Genomic DNA, 24,430 nt, shown 5'->3' with positions numbered 1-24,430 from the left:
AGATACAACACTCTCCGTAGCTTGCAGCCGTGGTCCTGGATACGCCCTTGAGAGAAAAAGGGCCATCACCGTTAATGACCTGCTGGCTATGATCCCGTCATGGAAAACCTGCAGCTGGGCATAAGACCAGGGGACCACTGGATTAAGAATAATGAGATCCTGGATTTTTGACATCAGGACAAAAAAGTTGTATCTTAAATGAGAAACCATGCACCATTCATGTGCCGGAGCAAATAATTTTACCGGAAGCGGTACGCTTTTCCTGACACATTAGCCGCTCGTTAACAGGGATATGGTTGTATCAGACAGGAGCTTCTCTCTTGATGATTAAAAAGGTCAAATGCCGTGCCTGCGGCTCTCCCAAGGTGGCAGGGTACGCCACCGCCTACATCTACTGCGATTATTGCGGCACCTATACCGATTGGGATTACCAAAAATCCATATCCACTCCGGGATCGAAGATGCCGGGACCGGCATGGCGGGAGCTGAATGAAAAGCTTATGCCCGGCATGAAAAAGGCCCTGAAAAAACATGACCGTGAGCGATACCGCTCTATCCAGAAACAGCTCTTTGCCATCCACGTGGCTGATTGTCCCGCCTCCTATTCGCCGCGCATCGGCGATCCCGATTACCGCGAAGCAATCATCAACTACATGGCCGAGCAGTACACCATCCAGGCCTTCACTCCCGGCATGGCGGACCTGGAAAAAAATGCGAGCCGCGCCATGGCGGCGCTTCGCTATGATCCGGAAACGGGAAGAGTTTTTTCCGCGACCTTCTGGAAGATGTACGATGCCTGGGTGAAATTCTCATGGGCGCTCATCGAGGAATGCGCGAAACAGGGACTCCTGGGAACACACCCGGACAATATCACCGGCGACATGGGGATGAAGATTAACCACGGAATTCTCCTGGAGAGCTGGGCCCCCTATCTCAACGATGCGGACAGGGATAAGCTCATGGATCTCGGCGGGATCAGGGATGAGTATATCGAAATGGAGCCGGGCGACAGTGAGGTCAGGCACTGCGGCGGTTGCGGCGGAGAGCTCAGAGCGGTGAAGGGCGCCGCGAGGATGATCTGCGAATCCTGCGGCAGCCTTGTCGCCGTTGACCGGCCGGAGATCAGGTGCGACGGGTGCGGCAACGCCTTTTCAGTTCCCGCTGGGAAAAGCGGCTGTTCCTGCCCGCGCTGCGCCGCGGAGATAAGGATTATGTAGCGAGCATCAGAACACGCCGGAGAGACGGGTTTGATAAATGCAAGGGCGCTTGTCCGGTGCTTGACGGATGCCATCTGGCTGCAGATATGCCGGAGTCATTCCGGTTATGACCCATTCAGTCGCGGTGAGTTTAGCTGAACAGGGGTAAAGATGATTAAAGAATGTTCGTCATCCTGCCGATATGATAATTATGAGAATTTCCACCGGCATGGCCGAAATCGGATTCAGCGGCATGGCGAACAACAGGATCGCATCAGAAAAGTTCTATGTCTGGCCCCTGTACAACGCCGGGCGCGTTGAGAATATCCACGGCGTAACGAGAAGGACGGAATCGAATATCACCTATTCCAAGCCTTCGCCGGAAGACCATGACAAAATGCTGGCCCTGATGAAAAGCGGCTCCCATCACGAGTATTCCCCGGCGGGCATCTCCCGGAAAACAACCTCTGGCATCCAGCCCGGCTCGTTTTTCGACGCCCTGGCCTGAACAATTCCTTTATTAAATAATCGCGTATCCCTGAGAGCTTATCCCTTCTGAGAGAGACCGTTCCTTCCCATTGTCATCACGACTCTGTTTCCATGTAAATAAAAAACCCGCTCTTTCGAGCGGGTTTGCGCCTGGTGGTATTCCCTTTTGCGTTTCATCTAATTTTTGTATTAACCACCGAGAAGCTGTAATACTGTCCTTGTCTTCATGTTTGCCTGAGCAAGCATGGCAGTTCCACTCTGAACGAGTATCTGATCCTTGGACAGATCGGTTAACGACTCAGCCATGTCAGCATCGCGGATACGGCTTTCAGATGCTTGAATATTCTCATAGGCACTCATTAAACCTTTCGCAGCAAATTCGAGACGGTTGTAGTAAGCGCCAAGGTCGGCTCTCTGTTTTGCGATCTTATGCAGAGAGTCGTCGATCGAGCCGATAGCCTTATTCGAACCTTCAGCGGTACTGAGATTAACAAGAAATCTGCCGGTCCGTTCCTTCAGATTCAAGCCTTCCGCGGTCATGGTGCCTATATAGACCCGCTCACGCTGGTGCATGTTCGGACCCATGTGGAACCACATGGAGGCTTTCGGGTTGGTCCGGGCATAATCGCCGAGCAGCAGTTTGAATTTGTTGAACTCGGCTTGGGAAGCTATCCGGTCGACTTCGTCTACGAGAGCAGAAACTTCGACCTGGATGAGCTGACGATCTTCCTGGGTATAGATGCCGTTGGAAGACTGGATCGCCAGCACCCTGATCCGCTGCAGCAGGGCAGACGTGTTGTCAAGATACCCTTCCGCGGTCTGGATGAAGGACATTCCATCCTCGGTGTTCCGTTCCGCCTGACGCAGGCCCTGGATCTGGGTTCTCATCTTCTCAGATACGGCAAGACCCGAAGCGTCGTCGCCGGCCCGGTTGATCCTCATACCGGAGGACAGCTTCTCCATTGATTTGTTAACGTCCCAGTGCTTGAACTTCAACGCCCTGTGGGAGTTGATCGCACTCATGTTGTGATTGATTATCATAGTCTAACACTCCTTTGTTTTACTTTTCCCGATCTCCTTATCAGGAATTATTCTTTACCAGGTTATTTACTTTTTTTACAGGGAATACCTGTTGGTGCATTGCTGCAACCATGAGTACCTAAAATTAGAGCTACATGCTTGCCGCAATGTCGGTATTGTACGTTACAGAGTTTTCAAAGAGCTTGCCCCGCCGGCCCCACAGCCGGCGGAACAAAAATATGATTATAAACCACTAAAACACTAACGCAATAACTCCAGTATGGTCTGGGCCCTGTTATTGGCCTGAGACAGCATGGCGGTCCCGCTCTGGACCAGGATCATGGATTTGGTGTAATCGACGGTCGTTTCCGCCATGTCGGCATCGCGGATGCGGCTTTCAGACGCCTGGGTATTTTCATAGGCGTTCATGAGCCCCTTCGCCGCGTGTTCAAGGCGATTGTAATAGGCGCCCAGGTCGGCCCTCTGTTTTGAAATAATATGTATTGCTTCATCAAAGAAGCCGATGCTGCGGTTGGCAAAGTCAGCTGTCGAGAGGCTTATGGGCCTGCCGACGGAATCACGGACTCCCAGTCCGACGGCGGTCATGGTCTGGATGAATACCCGCTCGCGCTGGTGCATGTTCGGACCCATGTGAAACCACATGGAGGCTTTCGGATTCAACCGGGAGAAATCGCCCAGGAGAAGCTTCATCTTATTGAACTCGGCCTGCGAGGCAATGCGATCGACTTCATCGACAAGCTCGGAAATCTCCACCTGGATATACTGCCGGTCTTCCTGCGTGTATATGCCGTTGGAAGACTGGACCGCGAGGACCCTCATGCGCTGTATGATGTCGTTGACTTCCTGAAGGTATCCTTCGGCGGTCTGGATCATTGACATGCCGTCTTCGGTGTTGCGCTCCGCCTGGCGAAGGCCCATTATCTGAGATCTCATTTTTTCGGATACGGCAAGGCCGGAAGCGTCGTCGCCGGCCCGATTGATTCTCATGCCGGAGGAAAGCTTTTCCATTGAGTGGTCAACGTTCCAGTGTTGAAATTTCAGGACACGGTTGGCATTGATGGCAGACAGGTTGTGATTGATGATCATTAAGATTCCTCCCTGAATCTTACGCGGCTGGCCTCCTTGCCAGCCTGATCGGCTTTCACCTCTCATGTTTTAATTCGGTTTCAGGGAGGATTTTATTGATCCTGATTATAGGCGATTATAGGCGATTATCATTTGTTATTAATAAATATATAAATATATTATTATATTTTATCATATTTGCTGATTTTTTGCATTTTTTTCCTAATCAAATTGTCGGAATTTCAATATTTTACGTTAGAAAATTTTTATTTTTTTTGTAAATTGATAAATTTTTTATTAATGACGTTAATATTGGCCCAGATTTTAAATAATTCCTTGGAACTATCCTAAAAGCCATCATAAAAATACAGTTAATCACTATTTTGCCTGTCATCGCCAGTGTAACGAAGCGCCCCTCGACGGTTCGACAGGTTTGTCCTGAGCGACGTCGAAGGGCTCACCGCACCGCTTCGATCGGGGTACAGCTGGTTGCCGAGCGCTCGCCCCGAGCATAGTCGAGGAGAAGCCGAGGCATACTTCGTCGCTGCGCTCCTCGCAATGACAGACTTAATTGTTATTGCATTTTTTTGAGACGGTTTTTTAGTAAAATGAACATATTTTTGGTATCGTAACTTAATTTTTAAGTATACTGATTGAAAAATTCTTGTAAATTACCGATTTTAACAATAATACACTGTCGATGTTTCATAAAGGTGATTGAGAGGCATGGCTTTTTTGAAAGAATTTCATTATTCCAATATATCCCAGAGGAAAATAATACATTTCAATATTTTTCTTTCTTTCACGATATTTGCCGTATTGCTAAGCAATGTATATTTATTGCTGAAATATTACTCTTTTTATTCCCCGGCTTTTAAAATCATAGTAATAATCGTCGCAATCGGTCTTTTACTTGGCAATGTTCTCGGCAAAGTGCTTTTTTCCAAAAAAGTGAATCACAGATTTCTCTATATTATTGCTGAACTGGCATTTATAATTTTATTCATACTATTTACTGTCAGAAATATATTCATGCCGGATTCCGGTGAATTTTTTATTACCCTTTTTTTCTCGTTCAAATACTCTGTCCCTGCGTTACTGTTGATCATGGTCCTTTTTTTCGGCATCAAGCTTAATTATTCCATCAGGGTATCGAGCGGTGATTTCATCGATAAAAAGCAGGGCATCGAAACCGTGATAGGATTAGTGCTGTGCGGCATTTCAGCCGGGATATCTCTCAGCGTGCTGCTCTACTCTTTTAATATGCCGCTGCTGCTCACGATTCCCCTGGGATTATTGCTGGTGCCGACCATTTTCATGATTGACCTCCCTTACAAGCCCGCCTCGTATTTCACAAAGGATTACGAGGAAGAAAAAGACCGGGATGCTTCGGCACAACCGATCATGGAGCATGACGCTTCGTTATTTACATACCTGAATGTCGTATGCCTTGTCATATATGCCTACCTGGGTGGGGCTAGCATCAGCAGGTATTATGGTGACCAGATATACGTAACAATGGCGTATATGGCGCTGCTTTTCATTCTCATGGCCGCAGGATACGGAACCGGCCGGTTGATAAAAGTCTCAAATCTGTATATCTACGGCGAATCATTTTTTCCCATCGCCTTTCTCGTTTTTCTTGTCATGGTCATGAGTTTTTCCCGGCAGATACATTTCTTGTTCGGGATCATCCTTTTTGCGCCCATGGCCTTCCTGCTTGGGATCGTCCTCTCCAACTCCATCGGCGCTGTCATAAACAGGTATGACAGCGTTAAAAGGGCGACCATCATTGAATTTTCACTGCTCATAGTGCCCCTCCCTGTGCTGGTGGCGCTCTGTCTTGTCAGTCTGACCAATCTGTGGTTTTACATCATCATTTGCATCGTGATGATCATTAACGTCGTCGTGCCGGCCATCAGCATCGTTAATTCAACCATCAGCGGATTCAAGAAAGGGATTTACTTTTTCCTGTCCCTGTTTTTTCTGCCCCTCTTCATCTTCATGATCCTGTTTTTCAGGATTTCGCTGGATAATAATGTTTACGTCACCAGGACGGAGCATTTTGAGGAACTGACCACGGTCAACTACAATGCCGACTACATTCGAAACGAGGGAGTCGTTACAATGAACGGCAGGCCGGTGTTTGCGCTTTCAGACAGCGTGGTAAGGAACCTTAAACGGTCCCTCGTCCCGGTCGCTCTCTACCATCCCGAAGGGAAGAAAATGCTCTTCATCGACGGGAACCAGAGATTCTTCCGCAGCCCCGTCATCGGCTATTACAAGTATTCCCTCTGTCTCGATGAGCTGTCTGACCGGGATGTCGATTACAACAGGCTCCCCATATCCGGTACGCAAAAATACATACCCGATAGCGCGCCCCTTCTGTCATTTATCGAAAAGAACAGGACCATATATCATTCTATCATCGATATTCCGAACCTCCTGGATCAGGATATGAATGCCTTCAGGTTTTCCGGAGCGTATTATGCCATCGTGAAACGATGCCTGGATAAGGGCGGCGTCTTTGCCCAGGTGTATAACATTCCCGGATGCAGGCCGGAGCTGCTGTCCATGGCGTTGAAGAACCTCAAGCGCTCATTTAAACGGCACGGGGTCTACTTCTTTTCGAATATCATGATCGTATTCGCGTCGGATAACGACAAGGCGTTAATGATCAACCAGCAATCGTATGAACGCCTCATCGGTTTCTTAAACAGCCATGAGGATCTGAACCGGATATTCATGGACGAGCCACATGTGTGCGCTCATCTGTCGAGTACGCGCCTTGATGATATTCTCTCCGTTATCCCCAGTAATAACTTCTTCCCTGGTCTCTATCTCACGGAGCCTGAACGCCTAAGGTTAAAGAAATCGTTCATAGATGACTATGTAATAAAAAACAGATTGGTTTTTGACCAGATTGACAGCGTATCGGACGAGCGTGCCTTCATGCAGACCCTCGCAACGTCGTTCCAGAACAATGATGGGATAATCAGCCTTCTCAAGAAGACGGAACTGGCGGAAGCCCGCCGGGATTATCATGAGGAAACGAAGCTCCTCTTTGACCTGAAAAAGCAGGCGGAGTTCAAGATTACGCTGCAGGGCTATGTTTTAAAAATGCTCGCCTACAAGGAAAAGTATTACTATAACGCGGCCCTGAACCTCGAAAAAAACAAGAAATGGTCCGAGGCGCAGGAACTGTACCGGGCCGTGCTGACAATCAATCCGGACAATTTCAACGCCCATTACCGGATGGCGCTGGTCTGTATAACGCTTCAGGACATTGAGGGTTCATTCAGCTACCTGCAGCAGGCCATGCGCATCAACAAGGACCACCCCAAGGTGCTTATGCAGATGGGAGTCCTTTATTTCTCCAGCGGAAAAACAGAGGAGGCCATCGAGTACTTCAACAAGGCGCTCCAGCAGAATGAAAAGTCCCCGCAGATATTCCGGTACCTCGGCATGTGCCATGAAAAAACGGGAAACCTCTATGAGGCGGAAAGCAATTACGCCAAGGCCCTGGCCGCGGACCCGAACGACATCGACACCAAGGCCCGTCTCGACGAAGTCAGGCTGAAAATCGACAAGGACAGCAAAAAGTGGGATACGCCCGAGCAAAAGAATGAATTCGATGTTGAACAGGACGCCGAGATGCCGCTGCCCGTAAGCAAGGGAGCCTATGAGATACGGCTCAAGGATGAGGATATGACCCTTCCCGTCATCGATCCCATAACGGGTGAGGAAATAAAAACCGATAAGAACGAGGGCGGCGACACCCGGGGTAAACAGACCCGGGAAAACAAGCCCCTGGCTCCTGACGTGGAAAAAAATAATGATATGGTGCCAGTGCGATGAGCAACACCCCTCTTGAAAGGCTCTATGAACTGCTCTCGGGGAAAAGGGTGGCGTTGGTGTTCCTTTTCATTACGGCCGTCATGACAGTCGTAATGCTACGGATTGACGCGGAGCTGGCCGGCTTCGGAGGAAGGGGCCTGCTGTATCTTCAACTGGCTTTCACCACGAGCAATTTTACCGGGATCCTGTCATCCTGGAAGAGCGGCGGAGTCGACCTGCTCCTTAGTTCGCTCTGGCTCTATTTTATCCATGCCGCATCCTATGCGGTCCTTCTGGCATCCGCCTTGGCTTATTTTTCATCGGCCAGAGGGGCCATTGTGGGCGGTGACATACGATTTTCCGATAGGATCGTCTGCCTGCTTCCCTTCGGCGCGGCCGTTGTTGATTTCATCGGCATCACCCTGATCTATTCGTTATTCACAGGCAGGGAATTGAGCGCTGCCATGGTGATGGCCCTGTCCGTTGTCGCGTCCCTCAAATGGGGCTCTTTGGGGCTATGCCTCATTCTGGTATTGAAAAGCTATTTTTCATTTCGGAAGGCGATGAAAAATCAGGCTCAGAAATCATCGTGATTCCCGCCGCCATATAAGTTCTGAATAATTCCAATAGCGACCATCACGGGAAAAGGAGGCCCTATTCCCTATGGTTTTTTTGTCAGGACCTCGGCCTGTTTTTTCAATGATTCACCGGGGAGGCAGATATACCCAGACTCGGAAACATACCGCTGCCCGTCACCGAGAATCCAGAGAAGGAAATCACGCACCTGCTGTTTCTGTGGCATGCCCCGCGCCGCCAGATGCAGGGTGCGCGCCGGAGGGGATGGATATTTATTATCGGCGATCGCCTTCACGAGAGCATCACGGTCGTTGTAAAAATTCTCATCCGGCTCGATGTTCCCGCTGCCGTTAATGTCCACGGGGACCGGAAGAAGGCCGCGAATCGTTTTTTTTGTTATTGCGTCATAGGCGAAATTGACATTGTTATACCCGATTCCCAGGGGGTCTTTTCGCACCGCCTCTGCGAGGCCCGGGTCCCCGTACACGCAGATTCCCTTCAGGTCTTCCTGGGTTCCGCCGACATACTTTGCCCAGGTCTCGGATGCGCCGCACGCATCGGAGCGTGTGTAGGCATGAAGGGGATATTTTCTTTCGGATTTGGCAAGGGCATCCCACGATATCAGTGTGCCGCTTATCCATATGCTGGCGAATTCTTTCCGGGTGATTCCCCGCTTGAGAAGCGCCTCTTTAAGGGGATTGGCGTCGCTCATCATGGGCACCACGGCGTCCTTTGCAACGCTGATAAACCATGCGCCTTGGGCGGTCTCGGCCTTGGTGATATCCCTGGAAGCCATGGCGAGGTCTGCCGCGCCGGAAAGGGCGTCGGCCATTCCTTTTCCAGTTCCGCCGGCAGATACATCGACGATGACGCCAGGATTTTTTTTCTGGTATTCCTCAGCCCAGGTAACGACCAGGGGATAGAGGGCCCAGGCGCCGGAGACGGTTATTGTGTTCGGAGAGGCTGTCCCCCGGGGTGATTCTTTTTCTTTAGAACAGCCGTATAAGGCTGTCATTATAAAGAGGAAGCACAATAGGTTTCTCATTCTTAATACCCCGGTATAGGTCTATCCTGATTATTATCAGTCAGCTATCATCATTGACGAATTGTATACTATCAATTAACAATTTTTTTTACCTGTACGTCAAATCAATAATTAATAGATTTGTGGTGAAACTGCGTTCCACCCTCGCAGTCCCGACTTGTCGGGATGCGGGGGGCTGCTAGAGGGCTCCATCCCTTAACCCCGGTAAAGAGAATTAGATACACAACAAGTTTAATATATTCTGTGATGGAAATCCTTTTGCAAAAATTGTAATGAAATAGGTGTTTGCCATTCTCCGGTTGCGGTATCAACTCATTATAAACGAATTGACTATTTACATTATAATAATACAAATACTCCTGCACTCATGAAGGGAAAACGTGAATGATATGCAGCCGTCATATATAGAATTATACAACAATGGAAGACTTGGCCAATGCGCCGGGGAACTGTACGAAAGGCTGAGTCAGTGTACCCTTTGTCCGCACCGGTGCCGTGTGAACAGGATCGAGGGAGAACGGGGGCGGTGCAAGAGCGGTGTTTATCCGGTTGTGTCCTCCTTTAATGCGCATTTTGGGGAAGAGGCGCCCCTGGTGGGACGATGCGGATCAGGGACGATCTTTTTCACTCATTGCAATCTGGATTGCATATTCTGCCAGAATTATGATATATCACATCTGGGCAGGGGTGAGGAACTATCATATCAAAGACTGGCGGAGATAATGCTTTCGCTTCAGAACAGGGGGTGCCATAATATCAATTTCGTCACGCCGACCCACATGAACTACGCCATTGTCAAGGCACTTCTCATTGCCGTGCCGATGGGACTTCGGCTTCCCCTGGTGTACAATTCCGGGGGCTATGATGACGCGGCTGTCCTCTCGATCCTTGACGGGGTCTATGATATCTACATGCCGGACTTTAAATACATGGATCCGGAAACGGCCGGGAGTCTGAGCGGCGCCCCGGATTATCCTGATGTTGCCATGGCGGCGCTGAGAGAAATACACCGGCAGGTGGGGGATCTCGTGCTGGACCGTAACGGGATCGCACGGAGGGGTCTCCTGGTGCGGCACCTGGTCCTCCCGAACAATATCGCGGCAACGGACCGTGTCATTAATTTCATTGCCGATCTCTCGCGCGGGACATACATTAATATCATGGATCAATACCACCCCGAGTACCGTGCCGGGGAATGCTTTGACCTGAAACGCAGGATAACACTGCAGGAATACGACGATGCGGTGGACCATGCCCTAAATTGCGGTTTGACGAGGATCGACGGCCTCCATTAAAAAAAACGAGAATATCCGGACATCTGCCGAAAATGTAACAGGGAACCATGAAAAATCATATTTGAGTGCGTCCCTGTTGCACTTTCGATGTAAAAAAGCAGTATTATCAATTAATCATTAAAATTACGAATTTATAAAGGTGTGCTGAACAGGTTATCTCAAAACAAGAGGTTGACATCCCGAACTTCTTTTCCTATAATGATTAAAGGTATATGGTATGAAAAAATCGAGCCCCTTCTTACTTATCCTGGTTTGCGTGCTGATCGTCATGGCGAGCAGTCATGCCCTTTTTTCCGATGAAGACGCCGAGGATCGCGCGAGGCATAAAAAGGCGATCGAATTAGGTGAGTCGGACAGGGTCGACGAAGCCCTGACAATATTCGACAAGGCCGTTGAGTATCGGAAGAGGGCGATGGCGATAGCGTATCATAACAAGGGATACGCCCTCGAGAAAAAAGGGGATCTTCCCCAGGCGATAAAGAATTACGAGGAAGCATGGAAGCTGAACCCAAAACAAATTCTCACCGGTGAGCGCCTCTGCTACAGCCATTATAAAACTGAAAACTATGAGCGCACGATCCAGGTCGGTGAAGCGGTTCTGAAAGCCGATCCCGCCAACAAACAGGTGCCGCCCTGGCTTGAAGACGCCTATAAAAAGCGCGGCGGGAAGAAACAAGAGGTTCCTGAAAAGCCCCAGGTTTTCTATATGACCCTTGACGGCATGGTCCGGATGGGCTCCTATTACGGAAACAAATCCCTGTACTGGGGGATCTATCATACATCGCACCATGGATTCCGGTACGTGCCCGATGACGGACTTATCACCAGCGCGCCCTATACCCTCTTCATGAGGATTACTCCGATCCCCCTTATCCAGATCGACGCCACGCTGGAAAACCCGTGGCTTGGCGCCCTGACGCCCCCGGGGCTGGTGGTGCTGTCCGAAAAGGCCGAAATACTATTCAACATTAAGAACATAAAACTCGGCGCCGGGGTGATGTTGAACCAGTACGACACCAGCAGGGCCTTTTACCGGAGATACAGGCTGAACGACGTTAAAGTGGGATTGATTGTCGGGTACCGCAAGGACAAGGTGGATACGACCATCACCTGGTATCCGCGTATGCTCATCATGGACCCGCGCTCTTCCTCGGGAAAGAGCTTTGACGTGGGATCCCTTCGCATCGACTACGGGTACCAGATGTATCCGGACGTGAAAATACACGCCATTTTCAATTTCCGCGATTATTACGTTTTCTGCCATTCCAACGACTGGCGCGTTTTTTATATGAGCTTCATGAGATACTACCGGGGCATTGCCAGTTACTGGGGGGTCTATGATATGGGCCTGGGCCTGACCTTCGGCAACCTGGTGAAGCATGACGACGGGTCCGAGCTGCTGTCGTTGACCGTTGAATGGCTCGAGCGGTTTTATCTGGAGAATCTTAACAACACGCATCCCTATACCCTGGCCCCCAACGGCCAGGGATGGTTCGGCCTCGACGTATACCGGTTTACCAAGGGAAAGCCCTTTCCCGGTTTCAAGGCCCTGTCCCAGGTGATAAGCCTCCGGCTGAACGAATCTTTCACGAGGAATTTTTTCATGTACCAGAAGTTCATCGCCGAGGTCGCAGACCAGGACTCGGAGCACCATGAGTTCAACATCCAGATTGGAATGGGAATCAAGTTCTAGATCATGATCGCTGATATCGCCGATTTTGCGCGGATGATCTCGCGGGAAGCCGGGGCGATTCTCCTCAAGGGCTTCAGGTCGCAGGGAACGGTCATTTCCTATAAGAGCAGAACCGACCTGGTGACTGACGCGGACAAAGCCTCGGAAAAGCACCTGGTAGAGAGGATATCGGCCAGGTTTCCCGACCATACCATTATCGCCGAAGAGGGGAGCCGGAAAGACGCTGCCGGCGATTATATCTGGTATGTGGATCCCCTTGACGGCACCAATAATTACGCCCACGGGCTTCCTTTTTTCTGCGTGTCCCTCGGCGTCTTTTCCATAAGCCTCAAGCGGGTCGTGGCCGGCGTCGTTTTCAATCCATTCCTTGATGAAATGTTCACCGCGATGAGAGGACGCGGGGCCTTTCTCAATGATCAGCCGATACATGTCTCTTCATTGGACGATATAGGCGTTTCCCTTGTCGCCACGGGATTCCCCTATGACAAGGCGTTATCGGAGAACAATAATCTGAAAGAATTTAACCGCATTATTCTTCGCATACAGGGAATTCGTCGTATGGGATCCGCCGCAATCGATCTGTCCTATGTGGCCTGCGGCAGGCTTGACGGCTACTGGGAGGGGAAGCTCAAGTCATGGGACATGGCCGCGGGCAGCCTTGTCGTGGAAGAGGCCGGCGGTACCGTTACCACGTATAATGGCGGGTTGTTTCATCCGGAATATCCGGAGATTGTTGCCTCAAATGGGAAAATCCATGGTCAGCTCATTGATCTGCTCACCCTCTAATTGTATACAATTCTATCGGTATTGTTTTTTTTAATCACTCCCCCCCATAAATATTTTCATTTTTAGATTTTGAGAACCGACACAATAGTATCACCCAGATTCCCATATCTGGCGTGTTTAATCACATAATCAGCTGATCAGGCAGAATGCTGGATGTATCTATGAATGGATGTGCAATAGCTTCTGGAACACACATTTTCGGGAGAAGGGGTTACCCCTGTTTATACACTATTTCTCCACTCGCGGGTGACCTATGACCAATAACAGAAAACATGCCAGGGTATCCTATGAAAAGCAGGTGGAGCTTGTCGCTGAAGGACAGACCCTCATCGGTAAATCCATAGATATCAGCAACAGCGGCATCCAGGTTGTCGTCAATGTTCCGGTATCCCACCTGTCCGTGCACAGGATGGCATTCATGCTTCCCCTGGATTCAGAGAACGTTCCGATTCCCTGCAAAATAGTTCGGAGCAATAAAGCGGACACTGAAGAAGACGAGCATGTCCTGGGAATCGAGTTCTCCTGTCAGACGGACGCGCAGATGATCCTTATCGACAACTTTATAAGGAATGTGAACTTCACCAGGATAAAGAATGAATACGGGACATCCGACATGAGGATTATCCCGCGCATATCATGCAGCCTCACCGGAATCTCCAGCGATAAAGACGGGGTCTCCATTATTTCAATAGATAACATCTCGACTGAAGGGTGCCTTGTCAGTTACAAGGGAATCCTGAATACACGCGAATCCATCACCATCGGGGTGAATCTGCCCGGGGACCGGCGAGGCATTACCGCCGAGGGATCAGTCTCCTATGTTATCCGGGGAAATAAGGGCGATACGAACAGGGCCGGATTGTGCTTCAAATCCATCTCGGATATTGATTCCACCAGGATTCAGAATTTCATCCTCAAATCGGCCACAAGCACCGCCATTAAAACGATACAGGAAAGGAGGAACGAACAGGTCGCCGCCAATGATACCCTGATAAAAAATCATGAAACAATCGTAGCCCTCTTCAATCTTCTGAAAAAAGAAAAAAGGACGATGAATGTCCTTTTTGACAAAAGCATCATCATGTTTGTCTTGAAGATGAGGACTATTGACACAAAGAAAAAATTATTCACCACATCATCGCAGAAAGAAGTCATTGATTGTGAGTTGAAAAAGCATCACCAGGTGTATTGCTCCTTTTACCTGCACGGTTCAAGTTACTATTTTACCACGGATATCAGGGAGTCCGGCCCGACAAGCATTGCCTTTGCCCTGCCGTCGGTGATCCACCAGTCTGACAAGAGATCATGCCAGAGAAAATACATCAGCGGGGGGATCGATATTTCCCTTGAGCTTGAGGATTCCCCCATCGGAAGACTTCGGGGCGAGCTGGTCAACATAAGCCGCCGCGGCTTTTCATGTAATGTGAAGCTTAATAACTTCGATAGAGAGCAGATCCAGCTGGGCCAGTCGGTCACCTACACATTCAATAAAGATATGGGTCTTGATGCCTTTGGGGAAATACGACATATCAAAGAAGTAGGCCTTTATGATGAAGGGATGATGGTGCAGATAGGCATTGAAGCAGGCATCAGGCGCAAGGATTACATTTATAAACGTTTCAGCCTGACCCAGTGGAACAAGGGCAAAGGATCATTGAAACGCCCATTTCCCGGCAGTTCCAGGATCGTTTCCGATATCGTGCGATATGCGAACAGGGATGGGAAAGAAATCGTGGCCCTCCTGAACCATACCGGCGCGGTGGGCAAGGTGCCGGTTGTCATCCTCCCCCCGGCCTTTGGGAAAAAGAAGGAGGCGCTGGCTCCCCTCGTGGCGACATTGATAGAAAACTTCGGGCGCTTCGGCAGGGATATCGTGACCATCCGGTATGACGGCATCAACAGGCCGGGGGAAAGCTGCCGGGATCAGATGTGCCCCAAGCGGGGCTACGAGATGCTCAACTACCGCATCAGCCAGGGCCTTGACGATCTGGAAGCGACCATGGACTTCGTGCATCACAATGCCATGTTCAAGCCTTCGGAGGTCGTCATTGTCGCCTTCAGCATGTCGGCGCTGGATGCGAGGAAACTGGCGGTGAAGGATAAGCGGGTCAGCTATCTGATCAACGTCATGGGCGTCACCTGCGCCCGGAGCTCCTTCAATAATATTACCGGCGGTATCGACATCATCGATAACGCGCGGAACGGCATACAGAATGGACTCTCCGGCGTGTTGGGGCAGATTCTGAACCTTGATACCACCGCGAGGGACCTGATCGACACCAGATATGCCTATCTCGCCGACGCGCGCCATGACATGGCACGCATAGCCATTCCGGTATCCTGGATTTTCGGCAAGTATGACCGCTGGGTCGTTGAGAGGGAGATCCGGGATCTCATGAGCGTCCGGTCAAAGGGCTCCCGTGAAGTAATTGAAATACCCACCGGCCATAATCTCCGGTCCAGTGATGACGCGATCCGGACATTTAAAATTGTGACGCGCATGATATATCATTATCTCAATGGCCAGACGATTCGTCCTATGAATCCAGACCGGGAACGAATGGTAGCCATGATCACCGGGGAGCGCGAGAGGCTTGTCGCGCAGGATGATGTCGATGTGGGGGTATACTGGAAGGAATATCTCGTCGGCGGGGACCGGAACTGCGCCGGCTATGATGTGTACCGGAATATCGATGAATTCAGGGAGTTCCTGTCGCTACAGGGAAGGCTCCTGGACCTGAAAAACGGCGAATCCATGGCGGACATGGGATGCGGAACCGGCATCTTCATTGAGCGAATGATTGATGACAGCGCGTCGCAGGGGCTCGATCTCGGCAGGGCCAATCTGGTGCTGGCGGATCTGGTCCCGGAAGCCCTTGGCAGGACCAGGGAAAAAATCGAGCAGCTGAAACGCACCCACGGCCCCCTCATCCCGAGCCGTATTACCTATCTGCAGCGGAATCTTGAGCCGAACCGTCTCCTTCCCGTGAAGCGGTTCATGGAAGACGGTTCCCTGGGGTATGAGTTTTTAAGAAATCGAATAGAAGGGTTGAGGAACAGCACCATTGATAATCTGGTGAGACTGAACTCGGAGGTTATTGCCAGCATCATGCGCGGTGTGCCGATAAGCGAACATTCCCGGGGGTACCTGCGCGCGTGCTTGAATGATGATGATTATTGCGCTATCATCGATATCAACCGCGCCGCACGATACATTTCCGGCACACTGAAGCCTGACGACTTGAAGACATCTTGTAATAAAAGGATCAACGGATCAGGTTCAGAGGAGCTCCATGACATCAGGACGACCGACCTGGATTTTACATGTCTCAAATTCGGGGACAATACCCGTGATGTGCGCATGGGCTTTCACGACGAATCGTTCCACAAAATCTCGGCGAGTCTTCTTATTTCGTATCTCTTTAATCCCGATGAGATAATTCATGAATTTTACAGGCTTCTTAAGCCGGAGGGACGGTTGCTTGTCTCTTCCATGAGACCTGACAGCGATATATCGGTCATTTTCACAAATTATATAAACAAAGTGCAGAACCTTGATCGTGATGAATACGATTCGGAGAAAAGGGACGTTGATCTTGCCGATGCCAGAACCATGCTCAACGAGGCGGCATCGCTCTTTCAGCTGGAGGAGGACGGATATTTCAGGTTCTATTCCGGCGAGGAAATCGCCGGCATGATGAGAAAAGCGGGCTTTGTAAATATGGAAATACATTTATCAATGGGAAGCCCGCCCCAGGCGGTAATCGTGACCGGGATCAAAAAGTAAAGGCCTTGAATTAAAACGATGAATATTGTTAAACAAATACATGAGTCGCTGGAAACGTGGGGGAATCACCCTGCTGTTATCGATCTGTCCACAGGAGATGCGCCTCTCTTCGTGTCAGCGGGGGAATTGAAGTCAAGAATTGTCTCCATGAAAGAATTCCTGAAGGGTTCAGGAATTATACGGGGGTTCATAGCCGCGATCTTTCTTGAAAACTCGGTTGATTTTGTCGCCCTGTTTTTAGCGCTTATCGAAATTGGGGCGAAACTGGTACCGGTCAACCTTGCGTTTCGCACAATCGAGCTGGATGAACTGATGGCCAACGCGGATCCCCATGCTATTATCGCGGAGGCCAAGCACCTTCCCATTGTGGAATCCTATTGCGCGGGAAGAATCGTGATCCAGAGAAAAAACGGTATCTTGAAACAGATCCATGGCGGGGATTCATCTCAACAGTTTGAACCCGCTGATATCGATGAATCCATAGCAACAATCAATTATACCTATCGCGGCTTCGGTTATCCCCTGGGAGCGCTGGTGCCCCATAGCCAGTATGTTGAGGGAGCGGCGGCTCTGGTGGAAGGACTCAGGCCTGCGGCGGGCAACAGGATGCTGGTGGTTCTTCCATTTTCGTACATCTTCCCCCTTGTCGGGTGTCTCTGTGTGCCGCTCCTGAACCGTATCACGGCCGTCATTTCAGGAACGGTGAACCCACTCCATCTCTTCAAGATCGTCAGGCAATTTGACATATCGATCATTACGGCAGTGCCTGAAGTGTACGAATTGATGTACAGGCTGAAGGATGGTTCAATACACCTGCCGTCACTGGAGGTTTTTGTTTCGGGAGGAAGCGTCATGGCCGGTGAGCTCTTTGAACAAGTGCGTGAAGCATTCAACGTGGAATATCTTCACGGCTATGGCCTTACGGAATTCACGCCCGTAAGCAGAAACATCAGGGGCCAGGGGCGGCCGGGAACCATAGGCCCGGTCTGCCGGGGACTGGAATGCAGGATAGATTCGCCGGGAACCGACGGCGCCGGAGAAATCCTGATACGGACGCCTCACATGGCAAAAGGGTACTTCCGCAGGCCGGCTGAGACGACCGATGCTTTTTCGGATGGGTGGTTCAGAACAGGAGATATCGGGAAAATGGAAGAGGGCCACCTGGTTTTTATCAGGGAACAGAAGGGGACGAGAAAATACAAGGGCAACATGGTTGACCTGGAAGAGATACGAAGGGCGCTGTTAATGAATCCGAAGGTCCGTGAAGCAGAAGTCGCATGCATTGACAATATTCTCTCTGCGGGAATCGAAATCGATTCCGGAAATGATTTTGATGAGAATATACAGATGATAAAAAAGAATCTTGAAGGTATTATTGCACGATACAAGATTCCGAAGGTGATGACGCCTCTTGATGATGAAGAATATGAATTGATGGCGGTTCATAACAGCATCCAATCTTAAGGATTAGTAAGAACAAGAAAAGTATTTATTAGGATAACACAATATGAATATGAAGAATACTAAAGCCAATGATGTCCGCCAAAATATAATAGCAATTGTATCAAGGATAACACGGATGGATCAATCCGGTATAGGTGATGACGTATTAATCAGGGAGGAGTTGGGGATAGATTCTCTGATGGCAATTGAAATTGTTGCGAATATTGAAAAATTTTATAATGTGGCGATTGATGAATCAATACTACTCGGCGTGGAAACGGTTGGAGACTTTATCGAAATAATTCATACTGTGGTCCTTGAAAAAGATATATCATGAAAAAAAGATCGATCCAACATATTGGTTTGCTTGTCAACAAACGCTATACTTGGTCGAAGACTCCCCGCATTAAGGAAGTTCTTGATAAAACAAATGCCTTTTTGAAAGCATATTACACCCCAAGCCTCAGTATTATGACTATTGCCGCGTTGACTCCTCGGGAAATTGAAATATCATATATTGATGAAAATTTTGAGGATATAGATTACAATAAGGGCTATGATATTGTAGGAATTACGGCTATGACACAAGAGGCTCTGCATGCATACAATGTGGCTGCTGAGTTCAGAAAAAGAGGGGTCTATGTCGTCATGGGAGGAATTCATGCTTCGGTTATGCCGGAGGAGGCGGCCCGATTTGTGGATACGGTAATAATAGGCGAAGCGGAACGACTCTGGCCTCAATTTCTTTCTGATTATGAGAGCAATTGTGAACGAAAGTTTTATTATAGTGATGATAAAGTTCCTGTCGATTTAACGATGTCTCCGATTCCGAGGTATGATCTATTACATAAAAAAAATTATTTTATGGATCCACATTTATACTACAACATGGTTCCGATCCAGACAAGCAGGGGTTGCCCCCATGATTGCGAGTTTTGCCTTGTTACGAAGATTTACGGGAACAGGTTCAGGACAAAGACGATGGCTCAGATTGAATCAGAAATTATTGAAATAAAAAAATATTTTCCCGGAAAGATACTGCTCTTTTCCGATGATAATCTATTTGTTAATAAAAAGCATTCAAGAGAATTACTCACTCTTCTGAAAAGGCTGAACATTCGCTGGTGGGCGCAATCAGATATAGGCATAGGAGATGATGATGAATTGCTGACCATGGCGTATGAAAGCGGATGTTTAACCTTATTGATCGGTTTGGAAAGTATCAATCCGGAAAACCTGAAAACAATGAATAAAAGCTCGTGGAAGTACAGACAACTGGTAAATTATGGCAGGAATATTGATAATATTCAAAAACACGGGATTATTGTTTTCGGATCTTTTATTTTTGGCCTCGACAATGATGATAAACGGGTTTTTAAAAATGTTGTCACTTTTATGGATGAACATAACATTACCGGGCAGCTCACCATTGCCACCCCATTACCTGGTTCACGTTTATTTAAAAGACTTCATGATGAGCAGCGTATGCTGGCGCAGGAGCCTTTCTGGGATAGGTGCACATTTTTAGATGTCCTATTCAAGCCAAAAAATTTAACGGTGGAAGATCTTGAAGAAGGATTTTTATGGGCTTACAGCCAGGTTTTTAACAAGGATTCATTTGATAAGCGATCAAATTATCTTAAAACTATATATAAAAATATTCACTAGAAATGGTTTTTATTACTGAAAAAAGAAAACGTATCTCATAATAAAATCAATCCAGGTTTGAAGAAATTATGTATATTAACATGTTAAAACAATATATAAATGAAAAAATAGAAGATGGCTATCTTCGCGAAAAATTCCAGCAGGAGACTAAAATACTTGGTCTAGACATGATCAAGGTTACCTGTTATATAGGTATTATTTTTTATCCTATATTTGGAGCGTTGGATATTTTTGTGTATCCTGATAAATACCAAATGCTCTGGGCTCTGCGAATTGTTGTTGTTGTCATGTGCATCATCATTTATTTATCGCTGAATACAAAATTAGTAAAAAACAATACTCAAAAGATCGCGATGATTATGATGATGGTGAGCGGAATTGACATTGCAACCATGTGTCATCTGACCGGTGGCCCTTCCAGCATGTATTATGCAGGCATTAACCTGACAGTGCTGCTTATGATTTTTGTATTACCTCTAACAGTAAAGAAAGTCATGGTCACTTGTTTAATAATATATGCTTATTATATTTCTCCGCTGTTGATTAATCGAACAACCGATTATAATATTATTATTTCAAATAATTTTTTCTTAATAACTACAATGTTTTTGTCGGTTCTTGGAACCTATTTCAAGAATATAACGAGACTGAATCAATTAGAAGCACGTCTTAACCTTCAAAAAGCCAACGACGACTTGGAGATGCTGACCGATGAGCTCGCCGAGTCAAACCAGAAGCTCCTTACCCATGACCGCCTGAAGACCGAATTCTTCACCAATGTGAGCCATGAGCTGCGCACGCCCCTTACACTCATACTGGCGCCCCTTGGAGCCCTGATCAATGACCCGAAGGGCGTTGTTTCGGAAAATGTGCGGAACACCCTGACCATCATGCAAAACAACGGCCTCAGGTTGCTGAAACAGATCAACAACCTTCTCGATTTCGCAAAGCTGGAAGCGGGGAGGATGCGCCTCAACTTCCAGGAAGTTGAGCTTATTAAGTTCTGCGAAGATATCGTGGCCACAGTGCAGCACATGGCGGGAACCCGCGGGTTGAAGCTCTATTTCCAGTACCAGATGAAAGACGGGATCCGGGTCATGATCGACACGGAGCAGTTTGAAAAGGTCATTATCAATCTCCTTCATAACGCGATCAAGTTCACCGCGGCCGGGGGAAGGATCATCCTGTCAATCGACAATTCCGAGAATGAAGTGGAGCTTGTCGTCGAGGACACGGGGGAAGGAATACCCGCCGATATGCTCGAAACCATTTTCGACCGCTTTGCCCAGGTGGACGGATCATCCACCAGGAGCAGGGAGGGCACCGGGCTGGGATTGTCCCTCGCAAAAGAAATCGTCGAGCTCCATGGCGGGTCAATCCGGGCCCAGAGCGCTCTGGGAAGGGGCTCGCGCTTTATCGTCCAGATCAAAAAGGGTGATGACCATATCCATGAGGATGTGCGGGACAGGAGGAAAGCGGAGCAGCCGGTGCAATACAAGAAGCGGGCCAGCGACGTTGAGGGCCTCAAGGTCAGCGACGTGGTGAGCAATTACCGGCAGCTGCAGCTCATCGACCTTGAACAGCGCCTTGATCTGGAAACGTACGAACACCGGAGCGGGATCCATGATTATACGATACTGATCATTGATGATAATCCCGATATTCTCAAGCTGATGCATTTCCTTCTTAAAGATGAGTTCGATCTCCTCCTCTGCAATTCCGGACGAAAAGGGCTTGCCATGCTCCGCGAGAATATCCCGGATCTGGTCATATGTGACGTGATGATGCCTGAAATGGACGGCTATTCCTTCTGCCGCGAAGTGAAGAGCGATCCTTCCCTGAAGCATATCCCGATTATCCTCGTGACGGCCCGGGCCGGTTCCGAGATGCTGGTGGCGGGAATAGATTCGGGGGCCAATGATTACCTGGCAAAGCCCTTTGACGCGGATGAACTCAAGGCGCGGGTCAGGTCGCTCCTCCGGACCCGGACTATTGAGGAAGCCCTTGCCCTTGCAAATCACAATCTGAAAGTCCGGACCGATGACCTTGTGGACCGCCAGCGGATCCTTCTCCTTGCCATGGTTAAGTCCCTGGTGTCGACGATCGAGGCCAAGGATAATTACACCAAGGACCATTCCCTTCGCGTGAGCAGGTACTCCATGGCCCTGGCGCGCAAGATGGGTTTTGCCGACCATGAGCTCAAGGACCTGGAGCTTGCCGCCCTTCTTCATGACGTCGGCAAGATAGCCGTTCCCGAAGAGATATTGCACAATACCTGCAAGCTGACGGATAGCGAGTTCGCCCAGATCAAGAACCATCCCGTGAACGGCGCACTGATCATCAAGCCCATAACGGAGTTCAACAACGTCGCGTCGATCATCATCGCCCACCATGAGCATTACAACGGCAAGGGATACCCCAACGCCCTGTACAAGGACGATATCCCCATCGGGGCACGAGTCATGGCCATTGCCGATGCCTATGACGCGATGACATCGGAGCGGCCCTATCGGACAGCCCTGTCCCACAATTTTACATTGAAGGAAATCGTGCGCTGCTCCGGATCGCAGTTCGATCCGGGCATCGTGGATATTTTCCTTGGGATCCACGATTCCTTCAGCGAGATACACGCTTCCGGGGCCCTGGCGGCGAGTATCGAAAACAATTAAACTCGGTCGTCGCGGCTCATTTTTTCATTGATTTATTGTTCATGGCCCCAATAATATCCGGATCATGAACGACACCTCGTCACAGCAGAAAATTTACACCGTGGCCGAGCTGACCCGCAGCATCAAGCGGACCCTGGAGGGGCGGGCCGATTTCAACAACCTGTGGGTCAAGGGCGAGATCTTCAACCTGACATTTCATTCATCCGGCCACATCTACTTCAGCCTCAGGGACAACGACGCGGTCATTGCCGCGGTTTTTTTCAAGCACGCCAACCGGAACATTGATTTCAGGCTGAAGGAGGGGATGAGCATCCTGGCCCTCGGCAGCATCACTGTATACGAGAAACGGGGCAGCTACCAGATCAATGTCTCCATGGTCAAGCAGGAGGGCCTGGGGGACCTGCAGCGGCGGATAGAGCTGCTGAAGCAGAAGCTCGCGGCCGAAGGGATTTTCAATCCCGACAGGAAAAGGCCGATCCCCTTCCTTCCCCGGCGCCTGGGCGTCGCGACATCGCCCACCGGCGCGGCAGTGAGGGACATCATCAAGGTGGCCACGCGGCGCTACCCGAACATTGAGATCGTCATCGCCCCGGCCATCGTGCAGGGGAATGACGCGCCGGTATCCATTGCCCGGGCCATCGAGGAGCTGAACAGTCCCGGGTACCGGATCGACTGCATCATTGCCGGAAGGGGCGGCGGCTCCTTCGAGGACCTGATGCCCTTTAACGAGGAAATCGTGGTCCGGGCATTTTACAATTCGCGGGTCCCCATCATATCCGCCGTGGGTCACCAGATCGACCACCCCCTGTGCGACGACGCGGCAGACGCCTACGCGCCGACTCCATCCGCCGCCGCAGAGATGGCGGTTCCCACCAGGCAGGATCTGGCCGGAGAGATCGAGTATCTGATGATACGGACGTCCAACGCGGTGGGATCCCTTATTCGGGACCTGAACACAAGGGTCGAGGGGATCCGCTCGCGCCGTATCTTCCGGGATCCCTACGAAATAGTCAACCGGAAGGAACAGATGCTGGCGGACATGCTGGGCCAGATGCTGGGGAGCCTCAAGGACAAGGTCTCCGCCGGTAAAAGCCGCCTTCTCTCGATTCCCGATATCCGCATGATAATGAAAAATATGATCAATAATAAAAAACACTCCTACGTGATGGTGCTCAAGGCGCTGGAGCAGCTTTCGCCCATGGCGGTGCTCCGGAGGGGCTATGCCATCGCCACGGATGAGGAAGGGTCGGTCATTCGGTCTGTCGATGACGTGGAGATCGACGGTTTGATACGGCTCCTGCTGTCCGACGGGACAGTGCAGTGCGGCGTCAATTCTATCACGCGCGGAGGAAGCGATGGAAAAGAAAAAAACGGCTAAGTCCATGGCTGAAAAGACAGAGAAAATAGATTTCGAAAAGGCCCTGCAGAAGCTCGAGGAAATAGCGGTGAAACTCGAGGACGGCGACCTGGGCCTCGATGAATCGATCAGCCAGTTTGAGAAGGGAATGAAACTGGCCAAGTTCTGCAGGCAGAAGCTCGATGAGGCGGAGCGCAAGATCGAAATATTGCAGAAGGGCGCAGACGGCCAGGTTTCCGCCAAAGAAGTCGATGTAGATGACGCCTCGGGTGAGATCGAAAACGAGGATGACCTGCAGGGATCTCTTTTATAATAATTATATGAACAAATGATTCGTTTTTGTCTGTTGTATGATTCATATATTTAGTATTTAAGGATTTTATAATATTATAAAAAAATTTATTGACATTAATCTTTACTTCTTATAATAATATCATTATATTAAATAATCATGGATCATGATGAATGAGGTAAAGTATGGAT

The 24,430-nt window shown here is 49.3% G+C and carries 17 protein-coding genes; 14 read left to right on the top strand and 3 right to left on the bottom strand.

The features are described 5' to 3' along the window. Positions 1-323 precede the first annotated feature (323 nt). Both KA369_01765 and KA369_01760 read left to right on the top strand, forming a co-directional pair. The gene (locus KA369_01765) at positions 324-1,217 is read left to right on the top strand and encodes a hypothetical protein (protein MBP7734677.1); all 894 of its coding nucleotides are present in this window, start codon (positions 324-326) and stop codon (positions 1,215-1,217) included. A gap of 208 nt (positions 1,218-1,425) precedes the next feature. After that, the gene (locus tag KA369_01760) at positions 1,426-1,704 is read left to right on the top strand and encodes a hypothetical protein (GenBank protein MBP7734676.1); all 279 of its coding nucleotides are present in this window, start codon (positions 1,426-1,428) and stop codon (positions 1,702-1,704) included. 170 nt (positions 1,705-1,874) lie between these two features. On the opposite strand, the gene KA369_01755 is transcribed toward KA369_01760, so the two are convergent. After that, positions 1,875-2,726 carry a flagellin gene (locus KA369_01755; protein MBP7734675.1) on the bottom strand — a complete coding sequence of 284 codons (852 nt, stop codon included), beginning with the start codon at positions 2,724-2,726 and terminating at the stop codon, positions 1,875-1,877. Positions 2,727-2,966: 240 nt separating this feature from the next. Continuing rightward, positions 2,967-3,812: a flagellin gene (locus tag KA369_01750; GenBank protein ID MBP7734674.1), complete on the bottom strand. Its 846-nt coding sequence runs from the start codon at positions 3,810-3,812 to the stop codon at positions 2,967-2,969. Positions 3,813-4,823: 1,011 nt separating this feature from the next. Between KA369_01750 and KA369_01745 the strand changes: the two genes are divergently transcribed. Next, positions 4,824-7,649: a tetratricopeptide repeat protein gene (locus KA369_01745; GenBank protein ID MBP7734673.1), complete on the top strand. Its 2,826-nt coding sequence runs from the start codon at positions 4,824-4,826 to the stop codon at positions 7,647-7,649. Next, complete coding sequence (locus tag KA369_01740; GenBank protein MBP7734672.1) at positions 7,646-8,221, top strand: hypothetical protein; 576 nt, start codon at positions 7,646-7,648, stop codon at positions 8,219-8,221. The genes KA369_01745 and KA369_01740 overlap by 4 nt, the downstream gene beginning before the upstream one ends. Positions 8,222-8,289: 68 nt before the next feature. On the opposite strand, the gene KA369_01735 is transcribed toward KA369_01740, so the two are convergent. After that, positions 8,290-9,249 (bottom strand): substrate-binding domain-containing protein, encoded by a 960-nt coding sequence (locus KA369_01735; GenBank protein MBP7734671.1) that lies wholly within the window; start codon positions 9,247-9,249, stop codon positions 8,290-8,292. Positions 9,250-9,638: 389 nt separating this feature from the next. Between KA369_01735 and KA369_01730 the strand changes: the two genes are divergently transcribed. From KA369_01730 to xseB, 10 genes are all read left to right on the top strand, one after another. After that, complete coding sequence (locus KA369_01730; protein MBP7734670.1) at positions 9,639-10,544, top strand: radical SAM protein; 906 nt, start codon at positions 9,639-9,641, stop codon at positions 10,542-10,544. A gap of 217 nt (positions 10,545-10,761) precedes the next feature. Then, complete coding sequence (locus KA369_01725; GenBank protein MBP7734669.1) at positions 10,762-12,237, top strand: tetratricopeptide repeat protein; 1,476 nt, start codon at positions 10,762-10,764, stop codon at positions 12,235-12,237. Positions 12,238-12,240: 3 nt separating this feature from the next. Beyond that, a complete protein-coding gene (locus tag KA369_01720) occupies positions 12,241-13,023 on the top strand; it encodes an inositol monophosphatase (protein ID MBP7734668.1) in 783 nt (260 codons plus the stop codon). Between the two features lie 253 nt (positions 13,024-13,276). After that, positions 13,277-16,810 carry a PilZ domain-containing protein gene (locus KA369_01715; GenBank protein ID MBP7734667.1) on the top strand — a complete coding sequence of 1,178 codons (3,534 nt, stop codon included), beginning with the start codon at positions 13,277-13,279 and terminating at the stop codon, positions 16,808-16,810. 18 nt (positions 16,811-16,828) lie between these two features. Further along, complete coding sequence (locus tag KA369_01710; GenBank protein ID MBP7734666.1) at positions 16,829-18,274, top strand: acyl--CoA ligase; 1,446 nt, start codon at positions 16,829-16,831, stop codon at positions 18,272-18,274. A gap of 43 nt (positions 18,275-18,317) precedes the next feature. Beyond that, positions 18,318-18,590 (top strand): acyl carrier protein, encoded by a 273-nt coding sequence (locus KA369_01705; protein MBP7734665.1) that lies wholly within the window; start codon positions 18,318-18,320, stop codon positions 18,588-18,590. Next, positions 18,587-19,921, top strand: a complete 1,335-nt coding sequence (locus KA369_01700) for a B12-binding domain-containing radical SAM protein (protein ID MBP7734664.1) — start codon at positions 18,587-18,589, stop codon at positions 19,919-19,921. Before KA369_01705 ends, KA369_01700 begins: the two co-directional genes overlap by 4 nt. 701 nt (positions 19,922-20,622) lie before the next feature. Then, on the top strand, positions 20,623-22,590 hold the full coding sequence (locus tag KA369_01695) for a response regulator (GenBank protein MBP7734663.1): 1,968 nt from the start codon (positions 20,623-20,625) through the stop codon (positions 22,588-22,590). A gap of 64 nt (positions 22,591-22,654) precedes the next feature. After that, on the top strand, positions 22,655-23,968 hold the full coding sequence (locus KA369_01690; protein MBP7734662.1) for an exodeoxyribonuclease VII large subunit: 1,314 nt from the start codon (positions 22,655-22,657) through the stop codon (positions 23,966-23,968). Beyond that, positions 23,946-24,260 carry an exodeoxyribonuclease VII small subunit gene (xseB, locus tag KA369_01685; protein ID MBP7734661.1) on the top strand — a complete coding sequence of 105 codons (315 nt, stop codon included), beginning with the start codon at positions 23,946-23,948 and terminating at the stop codon, positions 24,258-24,260. Before KA369_01690 ends, xseB begins: the two co-directional genes overlap by 23 nt. The last annotated feature ends 170 nt before the right edge of the window (positions 24,261-24,430 follow it).

Source organism: Spirochaetota bacterium, assembly GCA_017999915.1.
GTDB lineage: Bacteria > Spirochaetota > UBA4802 > UBA4802 > UBA5550 > RBG-16-49-21.
This window is presented reverse-complemented; position numbering and strand designations above follow the sequence as displayed.

Bases quoted from the DNA above. Each gene is read 5' to 3' on its own strand.
- KA369_01765 (MBP7734677.1), top strand. From the start codon at position 324: ATGATTAAAAAGGTCAAATGCCGTGCCTGCGGCTCTCCCAAGGTGGCA.
- KA369_01760 (MBP7734676.1), top strand. From the start codon at position 1,426: ATGGCCGAAATCGGATTCAGCGGCATGGCGAACAACAGGATCGCATCA.
- KA369_01755 (MBP7734675.1), bottom strand. From the start codon at position 2,726: ATGATAATCAATCACAACATGAGTGCGATCAACTCCCACAGGGCGTTG.
- KA369_01750 (MBP7734674.1), bottom strand. From the start codon at position 3,812: ATGATCATCAATCACAACCTGTCTGCCATCAATGCCAACCGTGTCCTG.
- KA369_01745 (MBP7734673.1), top strand. From the start codon at position 4,824: ATGCCGGATTCCGGTGAATTTTTTATTACCCTTTTTTTCTCGTTCAAA.
- KA369_01740 (MBP7734672.1), top strand. From the start codon at position 7,646: ATGAGCAACACCCCTCTTGAAAGGCTCTATGAACTGCTCTCGGGGAAA.
- KA369_01735 (MBP7734671.1), bottom strand. From the start codon at position 9,249: ATGAGAAACCTATTGTGCTTCCTCTTTATAATGACAGCCTTATACGGC.
- KA369_01730 (MBP7734670.1), top strand. From the start codon at position 9,639: ATGCAGCCGTCATATATAGAATTATACAACAATGGAAGACTTGGCCAA.
- KA369_01725 (MBP7734669.1), top strand. From the start codon at position 10,762: ATGAAAAAATCGAGCCCCTTCTTACTTATCCTGGTTTGCGTGCTGATC.
- KA369_01720 (MBP7734668.1), top strand. From the start codon at position 12,241: ATGATCGCTGATATCGCCGATTTTGCGCGGATGATCTCGCGGGAAGCC.
- KA369_01715 (MBP7734667.1), top strand. From the start codon at position 13,277: ATGACCAATAACAGAAAACATGCCAGGGTATCCTATGAAAAGCAGGTG.
- KA369_01710 (MBP7734666.1), top strand. From the start codon at position 16,829: ATGAATATTGTTAAACAAATACATGAGTCGCTGGAAACGTGGGGGAAT.
- KA369_01705 (MBP7734665.1), top strand. From the start codon at position 18,318: ATGAATATGAAGAATACTAAAGCCAATGATGTCCGCCAAAATATAATA.
- KA369_01700 (MBP7734664.1), top strand. From the start codon at position 18,587: ATGAAAAAAAGATCGATCCAACATATTGGTTTGCTTGTCAACAAACGC.
- KA369_01695 (MBP7734663.1), top strand. From the start codon at position 20,623: ATGCTGACCGATGAGCTCGCCGAGTCAAACCAGAAGCTCCTTACCCAT.
- KA369_01690 (MBP7734662.1), top strand. From the start codon at position 22,655: ATGAACGACACCTCGTCACAGCAGAAAATTTACACCGTGGCCGAGCTG.
- xseB (MBP7734661.1), top strand. From the start codon at position 23,946: ATGGAAAAGAAAAAAACGGCTAAGTCCATGGCTGAAAAGACAGAGAAA.